The sequence below is a fragment of the Streptomyces sp. NPDC051173 genome, assembly GCF_040689515.1.
GTDB lineage: Bacteria > Actinomycetota > Actinomycetes > Streptomycetales > Streptomycetaceae > Streptomyces.
Map to the genome: position 1 here is coordinate 23,644 of NZ_JBFBBD010000046.1, position 24,445 is coordinate 48,088.

24 protein-coding genes are annotated in these 24,445 nt (G+C 72.8%); 6 read left to right on the plus strand and 18 right to left on the minus strand.

Features of this window, described 5'->3' with window-relative positions:
- Positions 1-37 precede the first annotated feature (37 nt).
- The 5 genes from aroQ to AB0435_RS22635 form a co-directional block, all read right to left on the minus strand.
- Complete coding sequence (gene aroQ, locus AB0435_RS22615) at positions 38-484, minus strand: type II 3-dehydroquinate dehydratase (protein WP_366005947.1); 447 nt, start codon at positions 482-484, stop codon at positions 38-40.
- Positions 481-717, minus strand: coding sequence for a helix-turn-helix transcriptional regulator (locus AB0435_RS22620; RefSeq protein ID WP_366005946.1), 237 nt, complete (start codon positions 715-717; stop codon positions 481-483). The genes aroQ and AB0435_RS22620 overlap by 4 nt, the downstream gene beginning before the upstream one ends.
- Before the next feature lie 279 nt (positions 718-996).
- Positions 997-1,947 carry an amidohydrolase family protein gene (locus tag AB0435_RS22625; RefSeq protein ID WP_366005945.1) on the minus strand — a complete coding sequence of 317 codons (951 nt, stop codon included), beginning with the start codon at positions 1,945-1,947 and terminating at the stop codon, positions 997-999.
- Between the two features lie 30 nt (positions 1,948-1,977).
- On the minus strand, positions 1,978-2,856 hold the full coding sequence (locus tag AB0435_RS22630; RefSeq protein WP_366427814.1) for an arylamine N-acetyltransferase: 879 nt from the start codon (positions 2,854-2,856) through the stop codon (positions 1,978-1,980).
- A complete protein-coding gene (locus AB0435_RS22635; RefSeq protein ID WP_366005943.1) occupies positions 2,849-3,331 on the minus strand; it encodes a cupin domain-containing protein in 483 nt (160 codons plus the stop codon). The genes AB0435_RS22630 and AB0435_RS22635 overlap by 8 nt, the downstream gene beginning before the upstream one ends.
- Positions 3,332-3,523: 192 nt before the next feature.
- On the opposite strand from AB0435_RS22635, the gene AB0435_RS22640 reads away from it, so the two are divergent.
- Complete coding sequence (locus AB0435_RS22640; RefSeq protein WP_366005941.1) at positions 3,524-4,285, plus strand: glucose 1-dehydrogenase; 762 nt, start codon at positions 3,524-3,526, stop codon at positions 4,283-4,285.
- 87 nt (positions 4,286-4,372) lie between these two features.
- Here the strand turns inward: AB0435_RS22640 and AB0435_RS22645 are convergent, their stop codons facing one another.
- Both AB0435_RS22645 and AB0435_RS22650 read right to left on the minus strand, forming a co-directional pair.
- Positions 4,373-5,581, minus strand: coding sequence for a Cmx/CmrA family chloramphenicol efflux MFS transporter (locus AB0435_RS22645; RefSeq protein WP_366005940.1), 1,209 nt, complete (start codon positions 5,579-5,581; stop codon positions 4,373-4,375).
- A 160-nt stretch (positions 5,582-5,741) separates the two neighbouring features.
- Positions 5,742-6,902, minus strand: a complete 1,161-nt coding sequence (locus AB0435_RS22650; RefSeq protein WP_366005939.1) for a helix-turn-helix domain-containing protein — start codon at positions 6,900-6,902, stop codon at positions 5,742-5,744.
- Between the two features lie 145 nt (positions 6,903-7,047).
- Here AB0435_RS22650 and AB0435_RS22655 point away from each other — a divergent pair, with 145 nt between their 5' ends.
- Both AB0435_RS22655 and AB0435_RS22660 read left to right on the plus strand, forming a co-directional pair.
- Positions 7,048-8,010 (plus strand): alpha/beta hydrolase, encoded by a 963-nt coding sequence (locus tag AB0435_RS22655; RefSeq protein WP_366427815.1) that lies wholly within the window; start codon positions 7,048-7,050, stop codon positions 8,008-8,010.
- Positions 8,011-8,087: 77 nt separating this feature from the next.
- On the plus strand, positions 8,088-8,675 hold the full coding sequence (locus tag AB0435_RS22660) for a TetR/AcrR family transcriptional regulator (RefSeq protein WP_366005937.1): 588 nt from the start codon (positions 8,088-8,090) through the stop codon (positions 8,673-8,675).
- Positions 8,676-8,742: 67 nt separating this feature from the next.
- On the opposite strand, the gene AB0435_RS22665 is transcribed toward AB0435_RS22660, so the two are convergent.
- Genes AB0435_RS22665 through AB0435_RS22685 form a run of 5 tightly spaced genes read right to left on the minus strand, consistent with a single transcriptional unit; the run spans position 8,743 to position 13,654 of the window.
- Complete coding sequence (locus tag AB0435_RS22665) at positions 8,743-9,078, minus strand: hypothetical protein (RefSeq protein WP_366427816.1); 336 nt, start codon at positions 9,076-9,078, stop codon at positions 8,743-8,745.
- A complete protein-coding gene (locus tag AB0435_RS22670) occupies positions 9,048-10,949 on the minus strand; it encodes an anthranilate synthase family protein (RefSeq protein WP_366427817.1) in 1,902 nt (633 codons plus the stop codon). Before AB0435_RS22670 ends, AB0435_RS22665 begins: the two co-directional genes overlap by 31 nt.
- Before the next feature lie 17 nt (positions 10,950-10,966).
- Positions 10,967-11,623 carry an isochorismatase family protein gene (locus AB0435_RS22675; protein ID WP_366005934.1) on the minus strand — a complete coding sequence of 219 codons (657 nt, stop codon included), beginning with the start codon at positions 11,621-11,623 and terminating at the stop codon, positions 10,967-10,969.
- 34 nt (positions 11,624-11,657) lie between these two features.
- The gene (locus AB0435_RS22680; RefSeq protein WP_366427818.1) at positions 11,658-12,428 is read right to left on the minus strand and encodes a 2,3-dihydro-2,3-dihydroxybenzoate dehydrogenase; all 771 of its coding nucleotides are present in this window, start codon (positions 12,426-12,428) and stop codon (positions 11,658-11,660) included.
- Positions 12,429-12,481: 53 nt separating this feature from the next.
- Positions 12,482-13,654: a 3-deoxy-7-phosphoheptulonate synthase gene (locus tag AB0435_RS22685; RefSeq protein ID WP_366427819.1), complete on the minus strand. Its 1,173-nt coding sequence runs from the start codon at positions 13,652-13,654 to the stop codon at positions 12,482-12,484.
- Positions 13,655-14,228: 574 nt separating this feature from the next.
- On the opposite strand from AB0435_RS22685, the gene AB0435_RS22690 reads away from it, so the two are divergent.
- On the plus strand, positions 14,229-15,173 hold the full coding sequence (locus AB0435_RS22690) for a transaldolase family protein (protein ID WP_366427820.1): 945 nt from the start codon (positions 14,229-14,231) through the stop codon (positions 15,171-15,173).
- Here the strand turns inward: AB0435_RS22690 and pabB are convergent.
- Positions 15,074-17,239: an aminodeoxychorismate synthase component I gene (pabB, locus tag AB0435_RS22695; RefSeq protein ID WP_366005930.1), complete on the minus strand. Its 2,166-nt coding sequence runs from the start codon at positions 17,237-17,239 to the stop codon at positions 15,074-15,076. The genes AB0435_RS22690 and pabB overlap by 100 nt on opposite strands.
- Positions 17,227-17,970, minus strand: coding sequence for a methyltransferase domain-containing protein (locus AB0435_RS22700; protein WP_366005929.1), 744 nt, complete (start codon positions 17,968-17,970; stop codon positions 17,227-17,229). Before AB0435_RS22700 ends, pabB begins: the two co-directional genes overlap by 13 nt.
- Positions 17,971-18,248: 278 nt before the next feature.
- Here AB0435_RS22700 and AB0435_RS22705 point away from each other — a divergent pair, with 278 nt between their 5' ends.
- Entirely contained in the window at positions 18,249-20,198 is a 1,950-nt protein-coding gene (locus tag AB0435_RS22705) for a helix-turn-helix domain-containing protein (RefSeq protein WP_366427821.1), read from the plus strand.
- A gap of 151 nt (positions 20,199-20,349) precedes the next feature.
- Here the strand turns inward: AB0435_RS22705 and AB0435_RS22710 are convergent, their stop codons facing one another.
- The 3 genes from AB0435_RS22710 to AB0435_RS22720 all read right to left on the minus strand — a co-directional run bounded on the left by AB0435_RS22710 (position 20,350) and on the right by AB0435_RS22720 (position 22,201).
- Positions 20,350-21,588 (minus strand): transposase, encoded by a 1,239-nt coding sequence (locus AB0435_RS22710; RefSeq protein ID WP_366005927.1) that lies wholly within the window; start codon positions 21,586-21,588, stop codon positions 20,350-20,352.
- Between the two features lie 128 nt (positions 21,589-21,716).
- Positions 21,717-22,049: a hypothetical protein gene (locus AB0435_RS22715; protein WP_366005926.1), complete on the minus strand. Its 333-nt coding sequence runs from the start codon at positions 22,047-22,049 to the stop codon at positions 21,717-21,719.
- A 2-nt stretch (positions 22,050-22,051) separates the two neighbouring features.
- Positions 22,052-22,201 (minus strand): hypothetical protein, encoded by a 150-nt coding sequence (locus AB0435_RS22720; RefSeq protein WP_366005925.1) that lies wholly within the window; start codon positions 22,199-22,201, stop codon positions 22,052-22,054.
- Positions 22,202-22,309: 108 nt separating this feature from the next.
- Here AB0435_RS22720 and AB0435_RS22725 point away from each other — a divergent pair, with 108 nt between their 5' ends.
- Positions 22,310-22,933 carry a TetR family transcriptional regulator gene (locus tag AB0435_RS22725; protein WP_366427822.1) on the plus strand — a complete coding sequence of 208 codons (624 nt, stop codon included), beginning with the start codon at positions 22,310-22,312 and terminating at the stop codon, positions 22,931-22,933.
- Between the two features lie 19 nt (positions 22,934-22,952).
- Here the strand turns inward: AB0435_RS22725 and AB0435_RS22730 are convergent, their stop codons facing one another.
- Positions 22,953-24,227: a M6 family metalloprotease domain-containing protein gene (locus AB0435_RS22730; protein WP_366005923.1), complete on the minus strand. Its 1,275-nt coding sequence runs from the start codon at positions 24,225-24,227 to the stop codon at positions 22,953-22,955.
- Positions 24,228-24,445: the final 218 nt, after the last annotated feature.

Below are 24,445 nucleotides of genomic sequence, written 5' to 3' on the forward strand. Positions count from 1 at the left end.
GCTTCAACCGAGCGGGTGCGACTTCGTCAGGAACCGTTCACGCGGCCGTGTCGGCGACGGCCTCGGCCATCGCCTGAAGAGCGAGCCGATAGGAGCCGAATCCCAGGCCCGCGATGGTCGCCGTGACGACGGGAGAAACCACGGAGACGTGCCGGAAAGGCTCCCGCGCGTGGGGGTTGGAAAGGTGCACTTCGATGACGGGCGCCGAAAGCATGGCCACGGCGTCGCGCACCGCATAGGAATAGTGCGTGAAAGCGGCCGGGTTGAGGACGACCGGTGTGTGCGCGTCTGCGGCCTCGTGCAGCCACCCGACGAGCTCGCCCTCCGACTCGGTCTGGCGGACCTCGACGCGCAGGCCGAGGCCGCTGCCGGTCCGTACGCACTCCGCCGCCAGCTCGGCGTACGTGCGTGAGCCGTAGACGTGCGGTTCCCGCAGGCCGAGGCGGCCGAGGTCGGGTCCGTTGAGCACGAGGACACGGGTCACGCCGACACCGCCAGGCCGCCCTCGTGGAGCAGGACGAGGCGCGTCAGCGCGACGCGGCCGGATATCTGGAGCTTGGCGAAGATGTGCCGCAGGTGGGTGTCGACGGTGTGCGGGGAGATGCTGAGCACGCCCGCGGCGGCCCGGTTGGTCAGACCGTCGGCGACCAGCCGGGCCACGCGCAATTCGGCGGGAGTGAGGCTCGCCCATCCGGAATTCAACACTGCTGCGGGCATGACGAAGTTCTCCTCGGTCGTTCCGCTCGTCGGCAAGGATCGCCGCTTGCGGATCCGACTGTGCGGGGCGCTGATAGCGCTTGCAATCTGGGAGGGGCCACTTCGTCAGGTGGTGTGTTGTTGTCTGCGGGTCGTTTGCCGCCTGCGGCGGGGCGCCCTTCGGGCGTGTCCTCGAACTCCCCCAGCTACCGCTGGGAGGTGCCCCCAACGGGCTGATATGGCTGATGTGGCTGCGCATTCAGCCCGTTGGGGGATTTCGAGGACACCGCCACGCAATCCCTACGCCAGCCGCGGGAACAGCGCCAGCGCGTTGTCGCGGCCGATGGCCGTGCGCTGCTGGTCGTTCCAGCCTGCGTAGGTCTGGAATCCGGTGACGTTCTCGGTGGTGTGCTCGGCGGGCATGAAGGGATAGTCGCTGCCGAAGAGGATCTTGTCCGGCGCGGCGAGTTCCGTGAGTGCCGGCAGCGCGAATTCATTGGCCGACATGGCGATGTCGTAGTAGATGCCGCGCAACGAGGCGATCACGTCGGCGGGGGCACGCTCGGTGAGGTACTTGCCGATGGTGGGCCCGTAGGTGAGCCGCTTGGCGAGGAAGGGCAGGGTGCCGCCCGCGTGCGAGACGATCAGCTTCAGGTGCGGGAGCCGCTCCAGCACGCCGTTGAAGAGCAGGCTGACCACGGTGCGGGTGGTCTCGAAGGTGAAGTCGTAGAGCGACGGCGGCAGGTCGAAGGTGGCCAGGTCCTGGGCCGGCGGGGCGGCCGGGTGGACGTGCAGCGGCAGCCCGCGCTCCGCGATCTCCGCGAGCAGCGGCTCGAACTCGGGGTCGCCGAGGTAGCGGTCGCCGTAGCTGGTGAGCATGCCGACGCCGTCGAGACCCAGCTCGTCGATCGCGTAGGCCAGCTCGTCCTTCGCGGCGGCGACGTCGGGGAGCGGCAGGATCGCGAACGCGCCGAAGCGGGTGGGGTGTTCGGCGATGAGCGAGGCGTAGTACTCGTTGACCCGGCGGGCCATGCGGACGCGGTCCTCGCCGTGCAGGAAGCTGACGCCGGGGGCGGTGACGGACAGGACGGACGCGGCGATGCCGTGCCGGTCCATGACCTCCAGGCTGGCCTCGGGGGTCCAGGTGGGGTAGTCGACGCCGGGGATGGCGACGCTGTCGCCGAGTGCCTCCCGGTAGGCCGGCGGGATCGCGTGGTGGTGGACGTCGATCAGACCGGACGGGTTGTTCATGGGGATCTCCGTAGTCGTCAAAACGAGCTGTTACCGCTGGTCGTCGGCGTCGGCGTCGGCGTCGGCGTCGGCGTCGGGCGGCAGGGCGTCGAGGGTGACGCCGAACCAGGTCCGGTACGCCGCGAACACCGCCGCGTCGTCCGCCAGGACCTCCTGGACGCGGTTTCCGCGCTCCGTGCGGGTGAGGGTGCGGCCGCTGAGCGTGACCCGCCCGTCGGCGGTGGGCAGCGAGCAGACCTGCCGGGCGAGGAAGGGGGACGTGGGCGCGCTGCGGAACCACCACACGGTGGGCGCGAAGTCCGCGAGCTCGCGCGGCCGGGTCTCCAGCCGGTACTGGAGCTCGCCGTCACGCAGCAGGTCCAGGTCCCCGTGGGGCGCCTGTACGAGCTGGAACGTCCCTTGCGGGTCGGGCTGTTCCGCGCGGACGTCCAGGCGGATCGGGTGCCGGAAGCCGCGGCCGTAACCGACGTCGACGAGCCAGGGCTCGGGGGTGTCCTCGGTGGTCACGCGGAGGGTCAGGTGTCCGAGCAGCGGCCCGAGTTCGCCGTCCTCCAGCACCCGTCCGGGGAGCAGCTCCACGCCGAATCCCAGGGCGCGCAGCAATTCGTAGAAGGCGCCGTTGAGTTCGTAGCAGCAGCCGCCCCGCTCCCGTCCGACGATCTTCTCCAGGGCCGGGGCCCCGAGGCCGATCGGCGTGCTGGGCCTGCCGAAGGCGAAGTCGACGTTCTCGAAGGGCACGGAGAGGACGTGGCGCTCGTGGAGTTCGCGCAGGGCGGCGGAGTCGGGGCGCTCGGGGGGCTTGGCGCCGATGCGGCGGAGGTAGGAATCCACTTCCTCGGCGGTCAGGCCGCGCGGTTCCGCCGGTTCCGTAAGGGTGCTCTCAGGCATGTCACCGGTGCTCTCAGACATATTCGGCGGCGTATCGGGCGACGATGCGTGCGGCCTTCTCCACGTCCTCGGCGTACTGCGCCGCCTCCGGTGCGGGGCGGCCGTCGTCGGCGGAGACACCCAGCTCCTTGAAGAAGCGCTCGAAGCCGCCGGGAGTGAAGATGATCAGCATCTTGCAGGTGGTGTCGCTGACGTTCTTGAAGGCGTGCACCTTGCCGCGCGGGACGAAGATGAACGCGCCGGCGCCGACGGTCTGCGAGAGCTTCTCGTTGGAGATCTCCAGCTCGCCCTCGATGAGGTAGAACGCCTCGTCGGAGTCGTGGTGGATGTGCAGCGGCGGGCCGCCGCCCGGTGGCACGAGGGCCTCGATCAGCCCCAGGGAACCGTGCGTGTTCTCCTCGTCCGCCTTGATCGTGTAGTGGTCGCCGAAGACCCAGCGCTTCGGCCCCGCCTTCGGCGGGATGTAGACGATGTCCTCGGACTCCTCGAAGCTCACGTGTGTTCCCCTCTCCCTTCCTGCCAGGGCTTCTACTCCACGTCGTGCGCCCGTTTTTGGCATCACGTGATCCCGTGATTTCCGTGCATCGCACCCGTGAATACGGGATGGCAGCGGGGCGCGGGGCGGTCAGGGTGGTGAGGGCACGGCGCGCTGCGCCGACGCGACAACGCACGAGGAATGGATGGGAACATGACCGCTCGATTCGCAGGCAAGGTCGCACTCGTCACCGGTGGCGGCTCGGGCATAGGCCGCGCCACCGCCCTGGCCTTCGCCCGGGAGGGCGCCACCGTGGTGGTCGCCGGGCGGACGGCCGGGAACCTGGCGGAGACGGTCCGGCTGATCGAGGAGGCGGGCGGCAGCGGCAGCGCCGTCACGGCCGACATCGCCGTCGCCGCGGACGTGGAGCGCCTGGTCGACACCGTCGTCGAGCGGCACGGCGCCCTCGACATCGCGGTCAACAACGCGGGTTACCTCCCCGAGCCCGCGGAGCTGGCCGACCTCGACGAGGAGACGCTGGTCAGGACCCTGGGCATCAACGTCGTCGGCACCTGGCTCTCGATGAAGCACGAGGTGCGCCACATGCGGGCCGCCGGCGGCGGGGTGATCGTGAACGTGGGTTCCGTGGTGGGCGCGCACCTGACCATTCCGGGCGCCGGCGCGTACGGGGCGAGCAAGGCCGCCGTCGCGGCGCTGGGCCGCAACGCGGCCCGGGAGTACGCGGCCGACGGCATCCGGGTCAACACGCTCAGCCCCTCCTCGATGGACACGCCCATGTCCCTGCTGGAGGGCGAGACGGAGGCCGAACGCACCGAGCGCGCCAAGGGGATGTTCCCGCTCGGCCGCATCGGCAGCGTCGAGGAGGGCGCGGGCGCGGTGCTGTGGCTGGCCTCCGAGGAGTCCGGTTTCGCGCTCGGCCACGACCTCGTCATCGACGGCGGCATCACCGCCTGACGCGGCGCGCTCCACACGCACGTGTGCCCCGGTCCCGCGCAGCGGGGGACCGGGGCACAGTGCGCAGAGGCGGCCTGTTCGGGGGTGTCAGGCGTCGGCCCCTGCGAGCTCCTGCCGCAGTTCCGGTGCGGCGGCCGTCGTGTCGTCCGTGCGGCGCTGGAGAGCGCCCGCCCACAGCGTGCCCAGGAGGCCGAGCACGGCGAGGGCGGCACCGACCCACGCCACGGACTCGTAGCCCCAGTCGGCGCTGATGGCCAGGCCGCCCAGCAGCGGCGCCAGGGTGTTCCCGACGTTGAAGGCGGAGGTGTTGGTGGCGCCGACGAGGGTCGGGGCGCCGGGTGCGACGGTGAAGACGCGGGACTGCAGGATCGGGTTGGTGACGTAGCCGGCCAGGCCCAGGACGAAGACCGCCACGACCGTGATCACCACGTTCTGCGCCGTCAGCGCGAGCACCACGGAGGCGACGATCAGGCCGCCGAGGCCGAGGGCGAGGGTGCGGATCGGGTGCGACTCGGCGACGCGGCCGCCGATCGTCATGCCGATGAGTCCGCCGACGCCGAACAGGGCGAGGATGGCCGGGACCCAGCCCTCGGAGAGGCCGGTGACGTCGGTGAGCACCGAGGCGAGGTAGCTGAAGGTGACGATGACGGCGCCGAAGGCGAAGGCCGTGATGGCGTAGGAGAGCCACAGCTGCGGCCGGGCCATGGCGCGCAGTTCGGACTTGACCGTACGGGTCTCCTCCGTGGTGCCCTTGCCGCCGGGGATGGCGACCGCCGAGCAGACGAGGCTCGCGAGGGTGAGGACGGCGACGGCCCAGAACGCCGCGCGCCAGCCCGCGAACTGGCTCAGGACGGTGCCGGCCGGGACGCCCACGATGGTGGCGAGGGTGAGTCCGCTGGCGACGATCGCGACGGCTTTGCCCTTGGCGGCCAGCGGGACCATGCTCACGGCCGTGGCCACGGCGACGCCCCAGAATCCGGCGTAGGCCAGCGCGCTGACGATGCGGGTGGCGAACAGCACTCCGTAGCCGGGCGCTATGGCGCCGACCACGTGGGCGGCGATGAAGACGGCCTGGAGCGCGACCAGCGCGGTGCGGCGCGGCCAGCTCAGCGTGGCGACGGCCAGCAGGGGCGCTCCGACGACCATGCCGATGGCGAAGGCCGAGATGAGCAGGCCGGCGTCGGGGATGGAGACGCCGAGGTCGTCGGCCATGTTGGGCAGCAGGCCGGAGAGCATGAACTCCGAGGTGCCCTGGGTGAAGATGCCGAGTCCGAGGACGTAGACGGCGAGCGGCATCTTCCCGGCCCGTCCTGGATCTGTGGTTTTCGGGTCGAGCGCCATTGGGAGGCCCTCCAGTGCTTCGGGGATCGGTGGTCTCTGAGTCGGGTCCATAAACCGGACGTGCGGCGCCCTCGACTCCACGTTGAGGACGCTAGCACATTTTGAAGCGAGTGCTTCAAAACGACGAAAGTCCGAGCGGTGAAGACCCCGAAGTGTTCAACTGGCGGAGCAGCAGCGCGGTCTGCGCGCGCTGCCGCCCGTGCGGGCCGGAGATCCGGAAGCCCAGGGTCTCCTCGATGCGGGTGACGCGCTGTGCGACGGAGCTGTGGTGCAGGTAGAGGAGTTGGGCCGCGGCCCGGACCGAAGGGGTGCGGCACACCGCGTCCAGGGTGGCGAGGTCCTCGCCGCCCAGCCCGGCGAGGGCCGCGGTGTCGGGGTGGGCGAGGGCGGCGTCTCTCGGGATGTCCGCGAGCAGGGCCACGGTGCCCAGTTCGGTGGCGTCCACCGCGTTCGGCCAGGTGGGGCCGAGGCCCGCGAACCGCGCCGCGCGCCGCGCCTGGGCCCAGGAGTCCGGCAGTTGGGCCGCCGTGCCCGACGGGCCCGCCCCGACCGCCACGTCGTCCGGCAGGCAGGCCGTCGCCCCCTCCGGCAGCGCCGGGCACCCGGCGCCCGCGTCGGCGGGAGCGGGGAGCAGGATCGCCCCGACGGTGGACCACAGGGCGCCGAACGGGGCCGGGCGGCCGAGCCGCGGGTGGGCCGCGCTCAGTGCCCGCGCGCAGGAACCCAGCGCCCTCCGCATGACGGCCGCGTCCGTCGCCACGACGGCGACGGCCCGCAGCGGCTCGTCCGGGTGCAGGCCCAGCAGGTGCAGGGCCCGCGACCGCTCCGCCTCGGGGCCCCGCGTGGAGAGCGCGACCTGCACCAGGGCCGGATCGCCCCACTGCGGCGAGTGCGACGGGTCGGAGAGGGGATCGGAGCGCTCGAAGGCCAACGCCGCGGCGAGCGCCAGCCGTTCGAGCACCAGCCCGTCGAGCGACCAGGCGCACCCGGCCCGTTCCAGCCAGACCTCGCCCACCGTCCGCCCGTCGACGACGACCGCGCGGCTGCTGGTGCGCACCGCCTCGCCGGGCGGCAGCGCGCACGCGTCGGGGTCGTAGCGGTGGTCCGCCGCGCGGCGGTGGTCCGCCGTCCCGGCCGGGCACTCCGCGAGCAGGGCGGCGGCCCTGGTCAGGGCGTCGGGGTCCGAGTGGTTCTCCACCAGCCGGTCGAAGTAGGAGATGACGCTCAGGGCACCCGCGGCGGCCGGGTCGAGGTGCGACAGGCGCAGACCGTACATTCCTGGAGACTAGGCAGCCGGTCCGGCCCGCCCCGCGCGTGGAGGGGCGACTCTGTCAGGTTGCCCGACGGGTGGCGGGTGGATGGCCCGCTTCGCCGACAGTGCGCGGTGGTCAACTCCCCTGGCCCGGCGGGAGGCTGGCTGTATGAGCGAAACTTCTCCGGCCGGCTCGACCCCCCGCCCGGAATACCACCCCGAACTCGCCCCGCTCGTCGAGGGGATCCCGTACCTCGACGTCACCGACCCGCCCGTCGCCCGGCGCACCCTGAAGGGTCTTGAGGCGCAGTGGCCCCCGGTCGACACCAGCGGGATCATCGTCACCGAGCGCGCCGTCCCCGGGCCCGAGGGGGCCCCGGACGTCACCGTGCGCATCTACACCCCCGAGACCCCGGGGCCGCACGGCGGTCTGCTGTGGATCCACGGCGGCGGCTTCGTCATGGGTGACCTGGAGACCGAGCACCAGCACTGTGCGAGCTTCGCGGCCGACGGCGGTTGCGTCGTGGTCAGCGTCCAGTACCGCCTCGCGCCCGAGAACCCCTTCCCGGCCGGCGTGGAGGACTGCTACGCGGCCCTGGAGTGGATGGCGAAGAACACCGCCGAACTCGGCATCGACCCGGACCGGATGGGCGTCGCGGGATGCAGCGCCGGCGGCGCGCTCGCCGCCGCGCTCACGCTGATGGCCCGCGACCGCGGCGGCCCGCGGCTCGTGTTCCAGCTGCTCACGTTCCCCGTGATCGACGACCGGATGGACACCCCGTCCGCCCGGCGCTTCCAGGACACCCCGGTCTGGTCCACGCCGCACTCCCGGGCGTCGTGGCGGCACTACCTCGGCGAGGGGCACGAGCAGCGCGAGACCTCGCCCTACGCGGCACCCGGCCGGGCCACGGACCTTTCGGGACTGCCCCCGGCCCACATCATCACCGCCGAGTACGACCCGCTGCGCGACGAGGGCATCGGCTACGGACTGCGCCTCCTGGAGGCGGGCGTCCCCACCGGGATCCACCAGTGGGCCGGGACCTTCCACATCTTCGACGCCTACGGCACCGAGCTGAGCGAGCGCGCGGCCGCGGAGCGGACCCGCGTGGTGAAGGAGGCGCTGGGCGCCTGAGGCGGCACGGCGACGCCCGGCGAGCCCCCTGCCTGGGGTTTTTGGACGATCGCTTCAAAACCTCTAGTGTGCTGATTATGGCGAGGCCGAGGAAGTTCGACGAGACCCGCGTCATCGGCGCGGCGATGGACGCGTTCTGGCGCCGCGGCTACGAGGCGACCTCCACCCGTGACCTGAGCGAGGGCACCGGGCTGGGCCCGTCGAGCCTTTACAACACGTTCGGCGACAAGAGACAGCTGTATCTGCGCGCCCTGCGCCGGTACTACGACACGGCCACCGACGCGCAGATCGGGATCCTCGAGCGGCCGGGGCCGGTCAAGGACCGGCTGCGCGAGCTGATGCTCCACGACGTCGACATCGAGGTCGACCCCTCCGGCACCGGGCGCCCCGTCGGCTGTTTCGCGATCAACGCGGCCATCGAGATGGCCAGCGCGGACCCGGACGTCAAGGCGCAGGTGCACCGCCACTTCGCCAGGGTGGAGGAGGCGCTCCGGGAGGCGGTCGCGCGCGGTCAGCGGGCCGGTGAGATCCGCACCGACCGCGACGCGGCGAGCCTGGCACGCCAGGTGCTGAGCACGTATTACGGCCTGCACGTCCTCAGCAGGGCCCACGACGACCGGCAGATGATCGCGGACGTCGTGGACGGCGCGCTCGCCACCCTCTGAGCCGGACCGCACAGCGGCCGGTGCCCCTCCCCGGGCACCGGCCGCTCCGCGTTTCACCGCTGCTCCGCTACGCGAACGCCAGCCCCCGCCCCGCGAGCCGCGCGAGGTCGTACAGACCCTCCGTCGTCGCCTCCAGGTCGAAGGACGAGCGGTGCGCCGGCGGGTAGCCGATCAGCTCGCCCGCCTTGGTCGGCAGGGGCTGCTCCGCCGCCGCGGCCGACTCCCACACGAAGACGGCACCCCAGCGCTCGGCCGGGCCCTCGGTGTCGGAGATCCACAGCTTCAGGCGCAGCCCGGGCACCTGGGCCCAGCGGTCCACGGCCTCGCCGCGGAGGAATTCCCGCAGCGAGGCGACGGTCTCCCGCGACTCGCTCAGATCCCACCAGACGACCACGACGCGCATGTCCGGATCAACTCCTCGAGCAGCTCACCGACGATGCGGACACCGTCCTCGGTCAGTACGGACTCGGCGTGGAACTGCATCGACGCGAAGCCGGGGCCGCGCAGCGCGTGCACCTCGCCCGTCGCGACGTCCCGGCTGACCTCGACGACGGAGCCGTCGGGGGCCTGGACCTTGTCCTCGTCGCTGTGGGCGGCGAACGTGTTGTAGAAACCCACCCGTTCGCGCCGGCCGAACAGGTCGATCTCGCGCTGCACCCCCTGGTTGGGGGTCTCCCTGCGCACCAGGCCGAGGCCGAGCAGGGTGGACAGCACCTGGTGGCTGAGGCAGACGGCGAGGAACGGCCGCTGCCCGGCCAGCAGCGCGCCGATCGTCTCCCGCAGGTGGGCGATCTTGGGGTGCGCGGTGTCGCGCGGGTCGCCGGGGCCGGGGCCCATGACGACCAGGTCGTAGCCGTCGGTGGAGTACGGCTCGTCGAAGCGGCGCACGGTCACCGACAGCCCCGTGGAGCGGAGTTGGTGCGCGATCATCGACGTGAAGGTGTCCTCGGCGTCGACCACCAGCACCCGGCGGCCGGCCAGCGCGGGCACGGGCCGGGACCGGGCGTCGTTCTCCTTGAGCCAGAAGCCCGCGATGTGGTCGTTGCGCGCCGCGAGCGCGTCGCGCACGCTCGCGTGCCCGCCGAAGCCGTCCGTACGGTCCGTGCCCAGGGCCGCGAGCAGCCCGGCGGCCTTGGCCCGCGTCTCCACGGCCTCGGACGCCGGGTCGGAGTGGCGTACGAGCGTCGCGCCCACCCCGATCCGCAGCCGCCCGCCGCCGTCGATGTCGGCGGTGCGGATGAGGATGGAGGAGTCCATGGTGCGCCCGCCGCGCTCGTCCCGGCCGATGAGGGCCAGCACGCCGCTGTAGTAGCCGCGGCCCGCCGGCTCGTAGCGGTTGATCACCCGGCACGCGCTCTCCAGCGGGCTGCCGGTGACGGTGGGGGCGAAGAGCGTCTCGCGCAGGATCTCCCGCACATCGCGGGACGTGTGCCCCTCGATGAAGTACTCGGTGTGCGCGAGGCGGGCCATCTCCTTGAGGTACGGGCCCACGACCCGGCCGCCGTCCTCGCAGATCCGGGCCATCATCTTCAGCTCTTCGTCGACGACCATGTAGAGCTCGTCGGCTTCCTTGCGGTCCGCGAGGAAGTCCATCACCCCCGGCAGGGTCGGGCCGGACGCCGGGTAGCGGTACGTCCCGCTGATCGGGTTCATCACCGCCGTGCCGTCGAAGAGGCTGACGTGCCGCTCGGGGCTGGCGCCCACCAGCGTGCGCCCGCCGGTGTGGACGAGGTGGATCCAGTAGGCGCCCGCCTCCTTCGCCAGCAGGCGGCGGAAGAAGGAGAGCGCGCTGTGCGGGGTGTAGCCGGTGATGTCGGCGACGTAGGACCGCTTGAGGACGAAGTTGGCGCCCGCGCCCGTGCCGATCTCCTCGGCGATGATCGTGCGGGCGGTGTCCGCGTACTGCTCGTCGTCCAGGTCGAAGTGGCCGCCGGACAGCTCCGTCGGCACGTTCGGCAGGCGGCGCAGCGCCTCGTCCACCGGGACGGTGTCCTGCTCCGTGACGGTCATCGCGAGCAGCGGCTCGCCGTCGTCGGGGGCGGCGAAGCCGCGCTCGGCGATCTGCCGGTACGGGACGACGGCAAGCACCTCGTGGCGGGGCGCGCCTGCGGGGCCCGGCTCCTCGGAGACGGGCAGGTCGGCGAGCTCGTCCACCGCCACCGCGTCGCCGACGATGACGTCCAGGACCTCCGCGCCCGACGCCTCGGGGCGGTACAACAGGGCGAAGGAGGGCGGCTGTTCGATGAGGATCCGTGCCAGCAGGTCGTTGTCCATGGAGGCTCCTTCCGCGGTCACAGCCGCGCCCGGGTCTGCTGGAGCTCGTCGAGCACGGTCGCGGTCGTGCTGACCACGGCGCAGCGCCGGGCCGCGTAGTCGAGGGCCAGGCGATGGTCGGCCGCGCAGAAGTCGGCGACGGCGTCGGCGACGAGGAACGGCTGGATGTCGTGGGTGAACGCGTCGATAGCGGTGCTGAGCACGCCGATGTGCGCGTAGACCCCGCAGATGACGAGCTGGTCGCGCCCGTCGAAGCGCATGCGCTCCAGGAGTTCGGACTTGAAGAAGGCGCTGTAGCGCCACTTGGTGAACACCCAGTCGCCGGGCTCAGGGGCCAGTGGGTCGACCACCGCGCGGTGCTCGGGGTCGACCCGCATGCCGGGGCCCCAGAAGTCCTTGAGCAGGCCGCGCTCCTGCGGGGTCATGCTGCCCGGCTGCGTGGTGTAGGCGACGGGGATGCCCAGGCGGGCACTGGCCTCGCGCAGCGCGGTGGCGTTGCGGACCAGGTCCCGGCCGGGCGCCTCGTCCGCGGGGAAGGGTTCGAGGAAGTAGCGCTGCATGTCGTGCAGCAGCAGGACGGCGCGGTCCGGATCCACGGTCCAGGCCGCGGTGTTCTCGGGTATGTCGCCCTCGGTGGGCATCGGGTACGGCTCGATGGCCGGAATCCCCGGCATGGGCTGCCTCGCGTTTCTGTGGTCGTTGCCGGTGTCAGACACCGAGGGCCGCACCGCCGTCGACGGTGAGGGAGGCCAGGGTGATGTGGGACGCCTCGTCGGAGAGGAGGAAGGCCACGGCCCGCGCGATGTCCTCGGGCTGGGCGACCTTGCCCAGCGGGATGCCCACGCGGTACGCGTCGAGGTCGCCCTCGATCGTGGCCCTGGGCCCGCTCTCGTCGTGCCACATCGAGTTGAGCATCGGGGTGTCGGTCGAGCCCGGCCCCACCACGTTGCAGCGGATGCCGTGCCGGGCGACCTCCAGGCCCAGCGACTTGGTGAACATGGCGGCCGCGGCCTTGGACGCCGCGTAGGCCGCCATGTTGGTGCGCGGCGTGCCGGCGGCGTTCGACGCGACGGTCACCACGGCGCCGCGGCCGCGCGGCACCATGCGGTTGACCACGGCGCGGGAGACGTGGAAGACCCCGGTGGTGTTGACCGCGAAGGTGGCCTGCCAGTCCGCGTCGGAGAGTTCCCTGGCCGGGCCGAGCCGGAGCACACCGGCGGCGTTGACCAGGTGGCCGACGGGCCCGAGGCGCCGTTCGACCTCGTCGACGACGGCCTCGACGGCGGCGCTGTCCGTCACGTCGGCGGGGAACGCGGTGATGTCCAGGCCGTCGGCCGCCGCACGGCCGGCCGACGCCTTCAGACCGTCGGCGTCCCGGTCGACCGCGGCCACCGACATGCCCGCTCCCGCGAGGACGCGGGCGATCGCCTCACCGATACCGCCGGCGGCCCCGGTGACGAGCGCGACTTTTCCGTTCACTGCTGAGCCTTTCGTTTGCGGCGCGGCGCGGGGGGCGACCCGCGGGCCGTCGTTCATGCCCGCCAGACCGCGGCGACCTGTACGGCCTGCACGGGGTTGAGGCGGGGGTCGCAAAAGCTGGTGTACTTGTCGCCGACCCGGTCGAACGTCGTGACATCGCAGACGCATTCGGTGACCTCGTCCGGGGTCGTCTCCAAATGGAGTCCACCGGGGATGCCGCCGTGTTCGGAAACCGCGATCTGGAATTCCTCGACCTCGCGCAGCACGGTTTCCAGCATGCGGGTCTTCAGGCCGTCGGGGCCGCTGATCGTGTTCCCGTGCATGGGGTCGGTGAGCCAGATGACGGGGTGTCCGGCCGCGTGCACGGCCCTGACCAGCGGCGGCAGCTTCTCCGCCACGTTGTCCGCCCCCATGCGCGCGATGAGCGTCAGCCGGCCGGGCACCCGCTCCGGGTCGAGCTTCTCGCACAGCCGCAGGACCTCGTCGGTGGTCATGCTCGGACCGACCTTGCAGGCCACGGGGTTGACGACCTTGGCGAGCAGGGTGACGTGCGCGCCGTCCACCTGGCGGGTGCGCTCGCCGATCCACGGCCAGTGCGTGGACGTGAGCAGCAGGCGGCCCTCCTCGTCCCTGCGGACCATGGGGAGTTCGTAGTCGAGCAGCAGCGTCTCGTGGCTGGTCCACACCGGCGGGCCGATCCAGCGCGGCAGGTCGGAGCCCGTCCACCCCAGGTGCCGCATGGCCTGGCTCGCCGCGTCGTAGCCGGCCAGCAGCCGGCGCGGGTCGGGCCGCCGCAGCTCGGGGTCGGGGCTCGGGTCGTTGACCATGTGGCCGCGGTAGACCGGCAGCTCACGGCCGTCGACGAGCTCGGTCGGGTTGGAGCGCGGCTTGCCGAACTGGCCGGCCATCCGGCCCACGCGCAGCACCGGCTTGTGCGCGTTCATCCGCATCGCCCCGGCCAGCGTGTCGAGCAGTGCGGCCTTGCGGGCGACGTAGCCCGATGTGCACTCCGCGAAGTCCTCGGAGCAGTCGCCGGACTGCACGACCTGGACCTTCCCGGCCGCCGCCTCGGCGAGCTGGGAGCGCAGGATCCGTACGTCCGCCCCGTTCACGAGGCCGGGTTTCTCTTTCAGTTCCGCGAGCGTGCGCGCGAGATCCGGGTGATTCTCCCAAGCCGGCTGCTGCTGTGCCGGAACAGTTCGCAGGAGTGACATATCGCTGTCCATTAAATTCCTCCATGGCGATCGGGCACCGCGCCCCGTAAAGGGATTTCCGGGAGCGGCGCCCATGGAGTCTGTGACAGCCGCGGTGAGGAGGTGAAGGGCGTAATCCCTACTTCGTCAGGTGATGCGGGAGGGAGTTTTTCCCGGCCGGGAAAGACATTTCGCATACGCCTGGTGGTTGTCAACGCCGGCCGGTCCACTCCATCAAGTCGGCGCCGGGGCGAGGGCGATATGACGGAGTGGTCCGCTTCGGCTCGTCGCCGTGCCGGGGCTCTGGGACGGTGGTTGCCGTGGCGGCGGCGCGGGGCTATGGTCCGTACCTTCACTCGGGCCGGTTCGCTTGAAACCGAAACGACCGCAACGGAGTTGGGTCCCGTGCGCGTGGCCCGCGCAGGGGGGAGGGGTTACCGCCGGGGTAAACTTTCGCACTCTGTCCGACGTGGTGCGCGACCCGTGGCCCACGCCGCCGTCCGCGTGACCGGCGGTCCGCCCGTGGAGCTCCAACAGGCGTCACGGCGGGCGGAGTTGCCGGTGGGACCCGGCGCAGACGATACGAGCCTTGCGGGAGGTGTGTTGGTTGAGCGCGGGCCCGTCCTCTGACGAGAACGACGGCAGCGGCGTCCTGGGGCAGCTGGCGGCGGAAGGCGTCTCCCTGTGGCTCGGCGGCCTGCGCCACGGCCACCTGGCCGACGGCACCCTGGCCCGCGCGGTCGCGGAGGGTGCGGTGCGCGGCGCCGTGGCGGACCCGCTGCCCGCCGAGGACATCCGCGGGGCCTGCGACGTCCTGCGCGAGGCCTTCGCGGCCACGCACGGCAAGGACGGCTGGGTGAGCGCCGCTCCCGGCCCGGCCCCCGAGGCGGCGCGGTCACTGGCCGACGCGGTGGCCCGGCCCAACGTGCTGATCAGGACCGACGCCAGCGACGAGGGCCTGGCCACCGCCGCCGACTGCCTCGCGCGGGGCATCGGGGTCCACGTCGGCCCGGTCTGCGGCCCGCAGGGGTACGCCGCCGCCGCGGACGCCTATTTCCACGGCCTCGAACGGGCCTCGGGGCAGGGCCGCGACCTCACCGCCGTCGCCGCCGTGGTCCAGGTCGACGTCGACCGCCTCGGCGACCGCGTCGACGCCCTGCTCGCGGGGTCGGCCGACCCCGCGGCCGGAGCGCTGCGCGGCACGGCGGCCCTGGCCGCGGCCCGGCTCGTCTACCGCACGCACGACGAACTGCTCGGCAGCGCCCGCTGGAGGGCCCTCGTGGCACACGGCGCCCGCCCGCCCCGCCCGCTGTGGGCCACCGACGCGCGCGGGGCGGCCGGGCTCGTCGGCTGGGGGACGGTGAGCGCCCTGTCGCCCGCCGCCCTGGAGGACCTGGCCCGGCACGGGAGCGCGCACGGTGACACGCTCACCTGCGGGCACCGGGCCGCCGGTCAGGTGGTGGCGGAGCTGGAGAGGCTCGGTATCCCCTTCGACGAGACCGCGCGTTCCGTGGAGCGGGCCGGCTGTCCGGAGCCGGCCGGTGTCGCCTGACCGTCCCTGCCGGGGAAGCCGCCACGGGTAAGGGCCAGCAACGGGGCCGCCTTCACCGCCGTCTCCTCGAACTCCGCCGCCGGGTCGGAGAGGGCGATGACGGCCCCGCCGACGCCGTACCGCACCCGCCCCGGTGTCACCACGGCGGTACGGATGACGATGCTCAGGTCGGCCGCCCCGGACAGGGAGAGATAGCCGATCGCACCCGAGTAGATGCCGCGCGGGCCCCCTTCGAGCCGGTCGATGATCTCCATGGTGCGGACCTTCGGCGCCCCGGTCATCGAACCGCCGGGGAACGCGGCGCGTACGCACTCCACCGCGCTCGCGTCGGGCCGCAGGCGCGCGCGGACGGTGCTGACGAGCTGGTGGACGGTGGCATAGGTCTCGACGTCGAAGAGCCCGGTCACCTCCACGGAGCCCCACTCCGCGCACCGCCCGAGGTCGTTGCGCACCAGGTCGACGATCATCAGGTTCTCGGCCCGGTCCTTCTCGTCCGCGCGCAGGTCCGCGACGAGCGCGGCGTCCTCCTCCGGCGTGGCACCGCGCGGCCGGGTCCCCTTGATCGGCTTGGACTCGACGACGCCGTCCCGGGAGATCCGCAGGAAGCGCTCGGGCGAGGTGCTCAGCACCGCGAGGGGCCCGAAGCGCAGCAGCGCCCCGAACGGCGCCGGACTGACGCGGCGCAGGAGGCGGTAGCCCTGCCAGGGGTCGAGCTCGCCCTCGGCCTCGGCCATGTTCGTCAGGCACACCTCGTAGGTCTCGCCCGCCGCGATCTCCCGCCCGCACTCGGCGATCAGGTCCAGATACGCCTCGCGGTCGTGGCGCAGCCGCACCCCGGAGAGCGGCGCGGGTGCCTCAAGCGGGGGCGCCCCCTTGCCCGTCAGCGCCGCGAGCGTCCCGGCGGTGGCGGCGAGCCAGGCGCGCGCCGCGCCCTCGTCGCCGTCCTCCGCCAGCGCGAGGAGGTGGGCGGTGCCGGTCAGGTGGTCGAGGACCAGGGCGCGGTCGGCGAAGACCATCGCCGCGTCGGGCTCCTCGGCGCGGTGCGCGCGGCTGCCGCCGCACTCCGCCTTCAGCTCGTACCCGAGGTAGCCGACCCAGCCCAGGGCGAAGTCGAAGGGCAGCTCGGGGACTTCGGTGGCGCACTCCCGCAGGTCCGCGTCCAGCCATTCGAGGAACTCGCCGGTGACGACCTGCGTGCCGGTGGCCGAATGCACGGAGACGGTGCGGGTGCCGACGTCGGCCGTGGCCACGCGGGCGAGCGGGCCCGAGGCGTCCCCCATGACGGAGAACCTGCCCAGGGGCTGCTCGTGGGTGCTGCTGTCCAGCCAGAAGGCGTGCTCGCCGCCGTGGAAGAGCGCCTCGAACGCGGCCTCCTCGTCCCAGCGGACGGGCAGCGGCTCGGCCAGCACCCGCAACCGCCGGTGCCGGGCAGGGGCCGCGGGCGCGGCCGGACCGCCGGAGAGCCGCACGGGCGCGGGCCGCTCCGCCCGGTGCTCGCGGCTCAACGCGCCGAAGTTCGCGAGGAGTTCGTGGCCGTACTCGGTGCGGATGGACTCGGGGTGGAACTGCACGCCCCACATCGGCCGGTGCCGGTGCCGGAGCCCCATGAGGACGCCGTCCGGTGTCCAGGCCGTCGCCTCCAGCTCGTCGGGCAGGTCGGTGACCGCGAGCGAGTGGTAGCGCACGACCTCGAACGGCGCGGGCAGCCCCGCGAACAGCCCCGTCCCGTCGTGCAGTACGGGCGAGGTGCGGCCGTGCCGGGGCTCCGGGGCGCGCCGCACCGTGGCGCCGTGCTGGAGGGCGATGCCCTGGTGCCCCAGGCACACCCCGAGCAGGGGCAGGTCGCAGTGGTCGACGAGCTCCCGGCAGATGCCGAAGTCGGCCGCGAGCTCCGGGGTCCCGGGCCCGGGGGAGAGCACGACGTTGTCGAACTCCGCGAGTCTGCCGGCCCGCCAGGCGGGGTCGTCGTTGCGGACGACCACGGGCTCCCGGCCGTTGACCGCGGTCAGGTAGTGGGCCAGGTTGTAGGTGAAGGAGTCGTAGTTGTCGATGATCAGTGTGCGCACGATCGCCCCGTACCTCGCGGTGTCCTGACGACGGACACCTCCAACAACGTGTGCTCGACCGGGACCGCGCCGTCCCGGACGGTCGTGCTGTTCAGCTCCCGCAGCTGCCTGCCGCATTCCCGCGCCGCCCGGCGCAGCGCCTCCGTGTCCCCCCGGCTGGAGAAGTGGAGCAGGGCCCGGCCGCCGGGCGCCAGCCGGAGGGGTGCCTCCTCCAGATACCGCCGGTGGGCGGCGTAGCCGGGGTCGACGTACGCCCGCTCGTGGTCCGAGCGGTAGTGGTAGTCCGGCGGTGCGAGGACGAAGTTGGAGTGCCAGTAGACCGTGTCGAAGCGCTCGTCGTCCGCCAGGCCGGCGAAGAGGTCGCTGTGCACGGCCCGGACCCGGTCGGCGACGCCGTGCCGCGCGGCGTTCAGCGCGGTGTTCCGCACCGCGTGCGGGTTGATGTCCGAGGCGGTGACCTCGGGGCTGCCGGCCAGGGCCGCGCCGACGGCGATGACGCCGGTGCCGCACCCGATCTCCAGCAGGGAGCCCCGCCACGGGCCGGGCCGCGGCCCGGCCAGCCCCAGCAGCCCCATGGCGGCGCCGGTCGACGAGGTGTGCGGTGGCGCGAAGACCTGGTCGAGCAGGTCCCACTCGCGTCCGTTCATGGTGAAGGTGGCCGGCCGGTCCTCCCGCGTGAGGGAGTCCTGGCCGCGCTCCAAGGAGTGGAGGTAACTGCGGACTTCCGACATCAGGTCCCTGTGCCCCCTACAGAGGAAACGTCTTCGGCGGGGCGCTGCCACGGCCCCGTTGTTGATCATGGCTTAGGTAATGAAATCGCAAAAGGTGATGCCGTGACACAGTCGGCCGCCGCGGGTGGTGACCGGACCACCATGCCCCGTGTCCTCCTTACGCCTCCTTGTCGCTCCCTCGCCCTGGCCTGGGGCTGAAATGACCAAAACTAGTAGCCTTGGGACATGGATTCTTAGAGGGATCTGGGAGGCAGCCGTTGTTACGGGGGGACGATCTGATGGCTGATGTGCACCGAACCGGCCCCGACGCGCTGGACGTGCTCGAACTTCTGGCCCACCGACAAGCCCCACGGCAGTTCGAGGAGCTGCTCCAGCGCGCGCGCCGGGACGGCGCGTCCGTCAAGAAGCTGGAAAGACTCGACCGGGCCGTGCGCCTGGGCACGGACATCCACGAGCTGTTCGGCCGCGGGCAGCGCCGGGAGGCGGGGCTGACCGCGCTCCTCGACACCGCGCGCGAGCTCAGCCACGCGCGCGACCTGGAGAGCCTGCTCAAGGAAGTCGCCCGGCGGGCCCGGCTGCTGCTGCGCTTCGACCTGGCCTACATCGGCCTCCACGAGGCGGCCGCGGGCACCCGCGCCGACGGCGGCGCGGGCCCCGTGGGAGGCGGGATGACCATCCGCGCCTCGGAGGGCGACACCACCGCGCTCAACGTCGGGCTGAAGGTGCGCGGCAGCTCGGGCCTGGGCACCGCGGTCCTGACCGAGGGCGCCCCCTTCTGGACCCCGGACTACCTCGCCGACGACCGCATCGCGCACGCCGACGAGATCGACGAGGTGGTCCGCGCCGAGGGCATCCGCGCGATCATGGCGGTCCCGCTGACGTGCTGCGGCACCGTCGTCGGCACGCTCTACGGCGCGGGCCGCGAGGTGCGCCACTTCCTGCCGGACGAGATCAGCCTGATGTGCTCGCTGGCCGACGTCGCGGCCGTCTCCATCGAGAAGGCCAGGGCGCTGGAGGAAGTACGGGCCGGGACCCGGGCGCTGGAGAGGGAGAGGGCCGCCGCCGAGGCGGAACTCGCCGAGCGGCGCCGCCTCGAAACCGTGCACAGCGACCTGGTCGGCCGGGTCCTGGACGGCGGCGATCTGCGCGGCATCGTCGGCGCCTCGGCCGAGGCGATGCGCGGCACGCTGGCCGTCCGTGACCCCGGCGGCCGGATCCTGGCCGCGACCGGTGAACTGCCCGCGTTCGACGCGGCGGAACTGACCGAGGGCGTGCTGGACGCGCACGCCGGGGGCGAGCCGGTGCCGCTGGGCGGCGGGGCCTGGATCGCCCCCGTCGCCGCGAGCGGCGAGGACCTCGGGACCGTGCTGTTCGTCCCGGCCGACCCGGGCGCGGACCCGCCCGCGCCGCTCCTCCTCACCGCCCGGACCGTCGCGCTGGCCCTGCTCCTGGAGCGCAGCACGGCCGTGGCCGCGAGCCAGGTCCGCGACGAGTTCCTCGACGAACTGCTGGCGGGACCGCGCCGCCCGTGGCGGCACGTCGAGGAGCGGGCCCGCGCCCTCGCCGTCGACGTCGACGACCCGCACGTCGTCGTGGTGGCCCGCCCCGAAGGCGGCTCCCAGGGCCGGGCGGTCGTCTGGGCCTCCTCGTACGCCCAGCGCAAGCGCGGGCTGAAGAGCGTGCACAACGGCTGCATCACGCTGCTGCTGCCGGGCGACGACGCGGAGGCCGTCGCGCGGTCCGTGAGCGACCAGCTCTCGCCGCTGCTCGGGCATCCGGTCACGGTGGGCGCCTCCGGGCCGACGTCGGGCCTCGACACGGTCCGGCAGGTCCACCGCGAGGCGCAGCACTGCCTCGAAGCGCTCACGGAGCTCGGCAACACCGGTTGCGTCGCCACACCCCGGCAGATGGGCTTCCTCGGCCTGCTCCTGTGCGACACGTACGACACCGACGACTACATAGGCTCCGTCATCGGCGCCGTGCTGGACTATGACACCCAGCGCTTCACGGAGCTCACCCGCACGCTGGAGGCGTACTTCGCCTCCGGCAGCAGCCCGCGGCACGCGGCCAGAACCCTGCACGTCCACCCCAACACGGTCTCGCGCCGCCTGGAACGGATCACCGAACTCCTGGGCGCGGACTGGCAGAAGCCGGAGCGCTCGCTGGAGATCCAGCTCGCGCTCAGGCTCAACCGGACACGGCGGATGCTCGCCGAACGCGGGGCGTAGGGGGCGCGTCCTCAAACGCCCAACGGGCTGAATTGCGCACCCGGATCAGCCACGACCAGCCCGTCCGGCGCTTGAGGACACCGCCGCGCAGCGGCGGTGCGGACGACGACCACCCGCAGCACCGACCACAAGATCCGCCGGACAGGCCCTACTAGCTCGCCCTGCGCTGCTCGCCCCGCGCAGCGGACGGCGCAGCGGTCCGTATCGCCAACGTGTGCGCCGCCGAGACGAGGGTCATGTGGCGGTGCCAGCCGGGGAAGGAGCGGCCCTCGTAGTCGCGCTGGCCCACCCGGTCGCCCACCCGTTCCACGTCGTGGTCGACCCTCACCGCGAGCTTGCTCAGCCGCAGCAGGGAGCTCAGCGGGACGCCCGGCAGGTCGGCGAGCCAGATCCGGGACGGCTGCCGCCGCCGGTCCGGCCACTCGCCCAGCAGCAGCAGTTCGCGCCGGGCGAGCGGCGCCGGTCCGGTCGCGGGCCGCGTGAGCCGCACCGGGACCGCCGCGGCGAGCGTGGTCAGGCGTACGCCGGGCGCGGTCGGGTGCGTCCAGTCCACCGGCCGGGCCAGGCCCCTGACCGACTCCAGGATCTGCCGGGCCGGGAGGGCCCCGCTGCCGGCGCCGGGCAGGGCCCGGTCGGCGACGGACAGCTGTGTCCTGGCGTCGATCCGGGCGAGCAGGGGGACCCCTGCCGCTGCGAACGCCCGTACGGCGGTGCCGGGTTCGCCCAGCTCGGTGTCCAGGATGACGGGCCGGTTCGGCAGCCCCCACGAGCGCGCGGCGCCCAGCCCCGTGTCGACGGCGCACTGGGCCGGGGTGGCCTCCTCGATGCCGTCGGGGATCTCCGCCCGGGACCGCCGGCCCTCGTGGTCCAGCCAGGTGGGCGGCAGGAAGAGCCGCCAGTCGACGGGCGCGCTGATCCCCTCGGAGGCGAACCAGGCGCCGTACGCCAACTGCCCGTTCATCACCTGCCCGAGGTCGGGGACGAACTGCCGCCCCACGCCCACGGAGTGCGTACCCGCCTTGGGGATCGCGAGCGACCGCACCACCCAGGCCCGGTGGGGCGCGGTCCGGCCCAGGAAGCGGGCGAGCTCCGCGCGCATCGGCTCCCAGTCCCAGGTGGAGCTGCAGATGAAGTGGTGCAGGCTCTGCTCCGCGGCGGGTCCGCCGTGCACCGTGGCGATGTTGCGGATCGACTTGCGGCCCTCGGCCGCGAGCAGCCCGCTCAGATAGCGGTCCGCCTTTTCGCGCTGGTCGCTGCGGCGCAGGGTGGAGAAGAGGGAGGTGCGCAGTTCCGCGCCCCCTCTTCCGTCCGTTCCGCGCCCTCCGGTGCGGTCCGGCCCCTGGTGCTGCCCCCGACGGTCATTAAGACTCAGCACTGCTGCTTGGTTCACGACACTCCGTCCTGCGGTTCGGCCGACTGGCGACTGAGCCTTCAACGGTGGTCGTCGAGCGTGGGGAAGACGAGGTGCGGCGGTCACCCAACCGCGGGCCGGAGAGGTTCCGGGAGCACAGCGGCGGTTCAGCCGCCGGCCGCCCAGGAGATCGTGTGGTCCGTCGCCATCAGCGTGACGATGACGGCCAGGTCCGCCGCGCCCAGCGCGAGGCCGAGGGCCGCGCGGCCCTTGCGGGTCGTGCCGCGGGTGAGGGCGAGGGTGGCAAGGGTCAGGGCGACGGGCCCCAGGACCAGGTTGAAGATCAGCAGCCCCAGCAGGCCCAGGACGAAGGACCAGACGGCCATGGCGTCCGGCACGTCGCGGCGGGCGCGGGGCGCGGGCGCCGGGGTCGGGGTGGGGGCGGGGTCGGCCGGCCGCGGAGTGGCCGCGCGCCGCCGTTCGTTCAGGGTCGTCGTCATCGTCACCGCTCCCTCGTCCGTTCACGGACCGCGAAGGCCAGCAGCCAGACGGCGATGGCGCCCGCCGCCGGGAGCAGCACGGGGAGCGGGGTGTGTGCCGCGGCGCCCACCAGGACTCCCAGCAGGAGGACGGCCGCTATCAGGAAGATCATTTCCGGTCCTTCCTCAAGCGTTGGGTGAACAGATGGAGTAACAACTGTTCACTGAAAGCAGCGTACCCCTTGGTGGCGCCATCGGGCAAACAGTTGTTTACTGAATCCATGAGCAACACCCTCGGCGTCCGTCAGGCCCAGAAGCAGAAGACCCGTCAGGCCCTCCTGGAGGCGGGGCTCGGCCTGCTGGAGGAGCAGAGCCTGAGCAGCCTCGGGCTGCGCGAGGTCACCCGGGTCGTGGGGGTCGCGCCCGCCGCCTTCTACCGGCACTTCCGCGACATGGCCGACCTCGGCGTGGCCCTGGTCGAGCAGTCGCTCGGCAGCCTGCACGTGATGATCCGCGCGGTGCTCGCCGAGCAGACGGAGGCCGAGGAGGTCATCGACCGCAGCGTGGCGGCGGTCGCCGCGCACGTACGGCTGCACCCGGCGCACGTGCGCTTCATCGCGCGCGAACGGCACGGCGGCGTACGGGCGGTGCGTGAGGCCATCGCTGCGGAACTGGCGAAGTTCGGCGACGAGGTCGCGGCGGCGCTCGCCACGCAGGAGGTCTCCGCGGGGTGGAGCGCGGAGGACGTGCGCATGCTCGCCGGGATGTACGTCGACCACCTGGTGATGACGGCGTCCGCCTTCCTGGAGGCCGGACCGGGGGAGGAGCCGTCGATCGCGGACACGGCGAGGAGGCAGCTGCGGCTGATCAGCGTCGGCCGGCGGCACTGGCGGGACGACGCCTGAGGGGGCAGCGCCCGAGGGGTCAGCCCCCGCCCACCGTCACCGCCACCCGCCACGTCCCCGCGCCGCGCCCGTCGAGCACCTCGATGTCCACCCCCGCCGTCGAGCACCGCTGTCCGGCGACGTAAGGCGCGTCGCTGAGCGGGGCGTTGACGTTCAGGTCGTTCGTGTAGCAGCCGATGCTGCCGGGGGTGGCGTCGGAGGTGCGCACGGGGCCCGCGCCCGAGGCGATGTCGGTGGAGACCGTGGAGACGAGCACGCCGGCCCGGCAGACCGTGTGGTCCAGCGGCCCCGGAGTGCGGACCTCCAGGGTGATCGCGCGGGTGCGGGAGAGCGGGACGACGGCCAGCTTGGGGCCGCCGGGGACCGAGGTCGGGGTCAGGGTCACCACCCGCCGCCCGGGACCCGTCAGGCAGTGCACCTGACCGGGGCCCAGCCAGCCCAGCTTCCACTTGTGCCAGGCGAGGAAGTCGTTGGACGGCCCCCAGTCCTCGTCCATCGGGTCCCAGTGGCCCACGGGCGTCTTCACCCGGCCGCCGTCCTCGGCGCTCGTGTAGTAGAGGTCGGGCAGGCCGAAGCTGTGGCCGTTCTCGTGGTTGAGGACGCGGAACGGGCTGTCGCCGGTCTGCCGGCTCCAGATGAACGAGACGTTCTTGAAGGGCGTCCCGTCGTCGGTGGTGAGCCCGGTGGGGGCGCCCGCGAAGGTCACCGAGCGGACGTCCTGGGTGGCGGGCGGCCCCGCGCCCGGCGCGACCAGCACGTTGATGAGGTCGAACTGCCGGAAGTCGACGCTCTCGTCGACGGCGGCCAGGATCTCCTTCGCGATCGCGTGGTAGCCGTTCTCGCTGCCGCCGTCGAAGGGCGCGCCGCGCGTGATGCCGTACGTCGCGTACGGGCGTGACATCCGGATCCAGCGCGGCACCGGCGTCGAGCGGTAGTCCAGCCGCCCGTACGAACTGGCCCGGTAGAAGTCGGCGACCGCCGGGAAGAACTCGGCGTAGCGCTCCTGCGGGCTGATCGTGGCCCGCGCGTCGGGGAAGTCGACGAAGAGGGTGACCGCGCGCACGGTGCCGAAGGAGCGGGCGAAGCCGTCGGGGGTGTGCGCGGACTCGGAGACGTTGTCGGTGACGCCGGGGAGCGCGCAGGGGCCCGTGGGGCGGCCCGCCCCCGCGGGCGTGGCGGACCGGCCGCCGGGCGCCGCGGCGACGACGGCACCGGTCCCGCCCTCCCGGACGGGCAGCGGCACGGTGAGGGCGAGCGTGAGCAGCACCATGACCGCGATGGCCAGGGATCTCATGCCGGTGCACCTCCCGGGCGAGCGGCCCGCCGTCCGGCCGCTCTGTGATCACCCTGTGCCGCCGCGCGCCGGAGCGCTCCCCGGGCTGCGGCAGATGGAGGTCCCGCGGGTGTGACGCGCGTCATGCGCGGGGCGGGAAATATCCGGGGAGCGCATCCCCGTTTACTCCTTCGTCCGTCCGAAACGGGGATTCGCTCCCCGCTTGTGATCCGGTACGG